Consider the following 4,432-nt stretch of genomic DNA (forward strand, 5'->3'; position numbering starts at 1 on the left):
GTATTATAATGAGAATATGAATTATAACGATAAAATACAAAAGAAAAGAGAAAAAGAAAAATATCTGGTTTTTCTTATGATAAAAATTTTTTGCAATTCCAATCATAAAAATAATATTTGCGCGAAATGTATGGAATTATATGATTATTCAAAAAATCAAATCGACAAATGCAGATTTATGGAAACTAAAACTTTTTGCAGCGTTTGTCCTTCTCATTGTTATAAAAAAGATATGCGTGAAAGAATAAGAGAGGTTATGATTTTTTCGAGTAAGAGAATGATTTTTTATCATCCGATTTTAACTTTAAAACATGCGTTTATAATTTTAAAAGCTAAATTAAAAATATAATCGGTAAAATTTTTTGAAAAAATTTTATTTAAAACTATTGACAAAAATTCTAAATATCGTATAATTCAATCATTATGTTATTAAAATTCTTATTTAATACTTTGGTGACAGTCAACAGTCAACAGTCAACAGTCAACAGTCAACTTGCAATAATTTAAAGTTATTATTTTTATTCATTGCAAAATATATTTTTAATTCTATATTTCCAACGCAAAATATTTGTCGTTTTAGGAGTTCAAATGGGACTCGGCAATAAATTATTAAACGGCAAAATAAGAAATAAAATCGGATTAAAGATTATAAATAAATTAAAAATAAATTCCGTTTCGATAAACGATATAAATAAAGAATTATATATTCCACTAAAATATGATAATTCAAATTTAGAAATGTTTTTATGTAAAATAAATAACGCCAAAGTTTATTCAAGCTGGGGATTTTATTTTACAAGTGACAATAAAATAATAAAAGAAGTTTTGCCTTTTGAAAGAATATTGCAGTTATCTTCGGAAATCGGAGGAAGATTTGCATTTTATAATTTTAGATTTAAAAAGAAAATCGATTTAAATGTTTTTAGTTTGCAATCAATATGGAATGTCTGCTTCGGACATTGGATACATGAAACATTGCCAAAATTATTTATATTAAAAGATTCTGGATTATTGAATGAAATAGACGCTTTTATACTTGGAGACGGATGCCAATCTAAATTCCATAAAGAAAGTTTAAAAATATTTGGTTTAGAAAATAAAAAGATAATATATATTTCAGACGAAACGGAAATTATATGCAAGAATTTATATTTATCTTCATTCCCAAGCGAAACGACACATTATCCTTCAAAATGGATTTACGATAAATATAAAAAATTATCTGAAGAATTAATCAAAAAATACGATAAAAATAGATTTCCTAAAAAAGTATATTTAATCAGAAAGAAAGTGAAAACGAGAAGAATATTAAACGAAGACGAATTAGTCGAGATATTAAAACCTTTCGGATACGATTATTTATGTCCAGAAGATTATTCTTTGGAAGAACAATTTTGCATTTTTTATAACGCCGACAAAATAATATCCGTTTTGGGAAGCGGACTTACAAATTTGGTATGTTCAAAAGAAACGGTATCGGTGCTTGGCATAGCTCCAAAAAACAGATGGGAAGACACATATAAGTTTATGTTAGAAAATTTGGGAGCTAAATATTCCGAATATATAGAATGTAATGAAAAAAATTTTGTATATCATAATAAGCATAATAAAAATAACGATTTTGATTTTTATTTGGATATAGACAAATTTAAAATAGTTTTTAATAAATTTGAAAATTTAGAATAAAATTAAAAAATTTATTTATTATAAAACTTCGGCGCTAAAATTCCCATTAAGCACATAATAATAAATCCGCTTGATAACGCGAGTATAGGATTCAAAGTTATTCCGCCTATTAAAACTCCGATAAAAGACGCTATTGCTACGAGTCCCGCATAAGGTATTTGAGTTGTCACATGTTCGAGTAAAGGACAGTTGCTTCCCGTAGACGAAAGTATAGTCGTGTCGGATATTGGAGAGCAGTGGTCACCGAATACTGCTCCAGAAACAACAGAACCTACATTTATAAGAAGGACATTAAGCAAAGCGTCTCCTGTCAAATTGCTTGCAAGTCCAGTGGCTATTGGAATAATTATTGGAATCATTATTGCGAAAGTTCCCCAGCTTGTTCCAGTAGAAAAAGCTATTACGCAGCCGAGCAAATAACCGATTGCAGGCAAAAGCCAAAGAGGAAAACCGCCTCCTTTTACCGTTTCGGATAGAAAAGCTGCAAGTCCTAGTCCGCCGTCTTCGGGGCTTGATTTAATTACATTTCCAATCGTCCAAGCGAGCGCCAATACGACTAAAGCGGGAACCATTGATTTTACGCCTTCCATTATAGAATTTCCCGCCGAACGAATATTTAATAATTTTCTTGCTATATAATAAATATACATTATTATTAAAGATATTACCGCTCCGTAAAAAAGAGATTTTGAAGCGTCAGTTTGTATAAAAGCCTCGCTAACGCTCATACTTGAAAACGCTTGAGAGATATTTTCTATTCCGTCAGTTCCAACCAATCCCATATATGTCGTTATCGGAAACATTACTATGCAGGCTATTATAAGAACGGATATAGCTATAACCATATCGAACCATTTTGCCGTATCGTTTGAAGAAGTTTCCAAATTTCCGGGACATGCTCCGTATAATTCTTCGTTAAATAATTTTCCGTTTTGCGCCGCGTCTTCGCTTCTTTTCATTGGACCGAAATCTTTTAACCATAAAGAAGTCAAAACTACGAAAGTTAAAGTAAGTAGAGGATAAATAGAGTAAGGAATCATTCTTATAAAGAAAATAAATTCGCTCATATTCAAAGATGAAAAACCTTCCGAATCTCTTATATAACTCATAACGGTTACAACCCAAGTCGATATTGGAGCGAGTATGCATACTGGAGCCGCCGTAGAATCGAGTATATAAGATAACTTCGCTCGAGATATTTTTTTCTCATCGCAGGCGGGACGCATAACCGTTCCAACGGAAAGACTATTAAAATAATCGTCTATAAATATTATAAGTCCGAAAAACCATGTGAATATTAAAACGCTTTTTTTTGTTTTAAGATATTTGCTCGCCCATAAACCGAAAGCTTTTGTAGCGCCCGTTTTTGAAAGCATACTTACGAAAGCTCCGAGCAAAGCGCAGAACAATAATATTCGCACATTCCAAGAATCGCCCGTCATAGCCGCGACTTTATCGGTAAATATCGTAATAGCCAAAAAAGGATTTCCATGAGCTATTATTAAAGTTCCCGATAATATTCCCAATGTAAGAGATATTATTACTTCTTTTGTAACCAAAGCCAAGATAATCGCCAAAAGCGGAGGAATAATTCCAAATAAACCGTAATGTTCCATAATTCAAACTCATATAATTTTACTTTTTATAGTAATATTTTATATTGAATTTTATCTTTTGTCAATAGTTATTATATTTTATTTATCAAAAATATATTTATAAACATTCTCCGATAATGGAATTCCGTTTTTCATGTAGTTTTCGGCGCAGGCTTCTTTTTTTTCTCCGGGAATCGATATAGTTTCGTCTTTATTCATAGCGGGTTCTTTTTTTATATCGTCTATAAAAGATTGAACGGTATTCAAAAAAGTTTCCATATCGTTGAAAAGCGAAGGGTCGATAACGAGTATAAAAGTAGCGAGATTTCTTTTTTTATCCATTTCGGAATACATTTTAACCAGATTATTGCAATAAACATTTCCAATTAAAAGTCCCGTAAAAGCTTCAACCATAGTCATTATTAAATAGCCTTTAACTCCGCCGAATGGAACGACATATTTTATTTTATTCGGGTCGGAAGATGGATTTCCATTTTCATCAACCCCCCAATCCAAAGGCACAGTTTCGTTATTATCTCTTGCCGTAAATATTCTTCCAAGAGAAACTTTACTTGTCGCCATATCGCCCAATATAAAATCTCTTTTTGCGGGAAAACCGTAGCTTATCGGATTTGTTCCAAAGAATGATTTTTTTCCGCCGAAAGGAATAACGCAAGGGTCGGTATTAACCATTATGAGAGAGACTTTTTTATCGTCTATCGCCATTTTATTATAATAGCCCAAAGCTCCGCAATGACTATTGTTTTTTATTCCTATCAAAGATATTCCCTGTTCGTTTGCCGTTTTTATAGCAAAGTCCATAGCGTATTTTGTGGCGACATGCCCAAATCCTCCGTCCGCGTCCATCGAAGCAAAAGAAGGTTTTAAAACATTTATTTTAAAATCTGAATTTAAATTTATTCCGCCGTTTTTCATTCTGTTAATATAATGCTCGACTCTCAAAACGCCATGCGAATGAATTCCTCTTATGTCGGAATATAAAAGAACATCGGTAATTATTTGGGCTTGTTTGTCGTCAATTCCCGCGCTTTTTAATTTGCTTAAAGTGGCTTTTTTCAATTCTTCGTATTTTACGATTATCATTTATTTTTATAACCTGCCTATTCCATAATCATTAGTAAATATTATAA

General features: G+C 31.4%; 4 protein-coding genes. 2 read left to right on the top strand and 2 right to left on the bottom strand.

Going from position 1 to position 4,432, the window contains the following annotated elements; all coding sequences use genetic code 11:
* Together ACR0QS_RS11425 and ACR0QS_RS11430 are read left to right on the top strand one after the other, a co-directional pair.
* A partial coding sequence (locus ACR0QS_RS11425; protein WP_432633577.1) for a nitrous oxide-stimulated promoter family protein occupies positions 1–349 on the top strand: 349 nt, incomplete at its 5' end.
* 239 nt (positions 350–588) lie between these two features.
* The gene (locus ACR0QS_RS11430; protein WP_432633578.1) at positions 589–1,686 is read left to right on the top strand and encodes a glycosyltransferase family 61 protein; all 1,098 of its coding nucleotides are present in this window, start codon (positions 589–591) and stop codon (positions 1,684–1,686) included.
* Between the two features lie 11 nt (positions 1,687–1,697).
* On the opposite strand, the gene ACR0QS_RS11435 is transcribed toward ACR0QS_RS11430, so the two are convergent.
* Positions 1,698–3,302 (bottom strand): Na+/H+ antiporter NhaC family protein, encoded by a 1,605-nt coding sequence (locus tag ACR0QS_RS11435; protein ID WP_432633579.1) that lies wholly within the window; start codon positions 3,300–3,302, stop codon positions 1,698–1,700.
* A 78-nt stretch (positions 3,303–3,380) separates the two neighbouring features.
* A complete protein-coding gene (locus ACR0QS_RS11440) occupies positions 3,381–4,385 on the bottom strand; it encodes an Ldh family oxidoreductase (RefSeq protein ID WP_432633580.1) in 1,005 nt (334 codons plus the stop codon).
* Positions 4,386–4,432 lie beyond the last annotated feature (47 nt).

This window comes from Brachyspira sp. (genome assembly GCF_050873525.1).
In the GTDB taxonomy this organism is placed as follows: Bacteria; Spirochaetota; Brachyspiria; order Brachyspirales; family Brachyspiraceae; genus Brachyspira.

Excerpts from the sequence above, each read along its gene's own strand:
- ACR0QS_RS11435 (WP_432633579.1), bottom strand. The coding sequence starts at position 3,302 with ATGGAACATTACGGTTTATTTGGAATTATTCCTCCGCTTTTGGCGATT.
- ACR0QS_RS11440 (WP_432633580.1), bottom strand. The coding sequence starts at position 4,385 with ATGATAATCGTAAAATACGAAGAATTGAAAAAAGCCACTTTAAGCAAA.
- ACR0QS_RS11430 (WP_432633578.1), top strand. The coding sequence starts at position 589 with ATGGGACTCGGCAATAAATTATTAAACGGCAAAATAAGAAATAAAATC.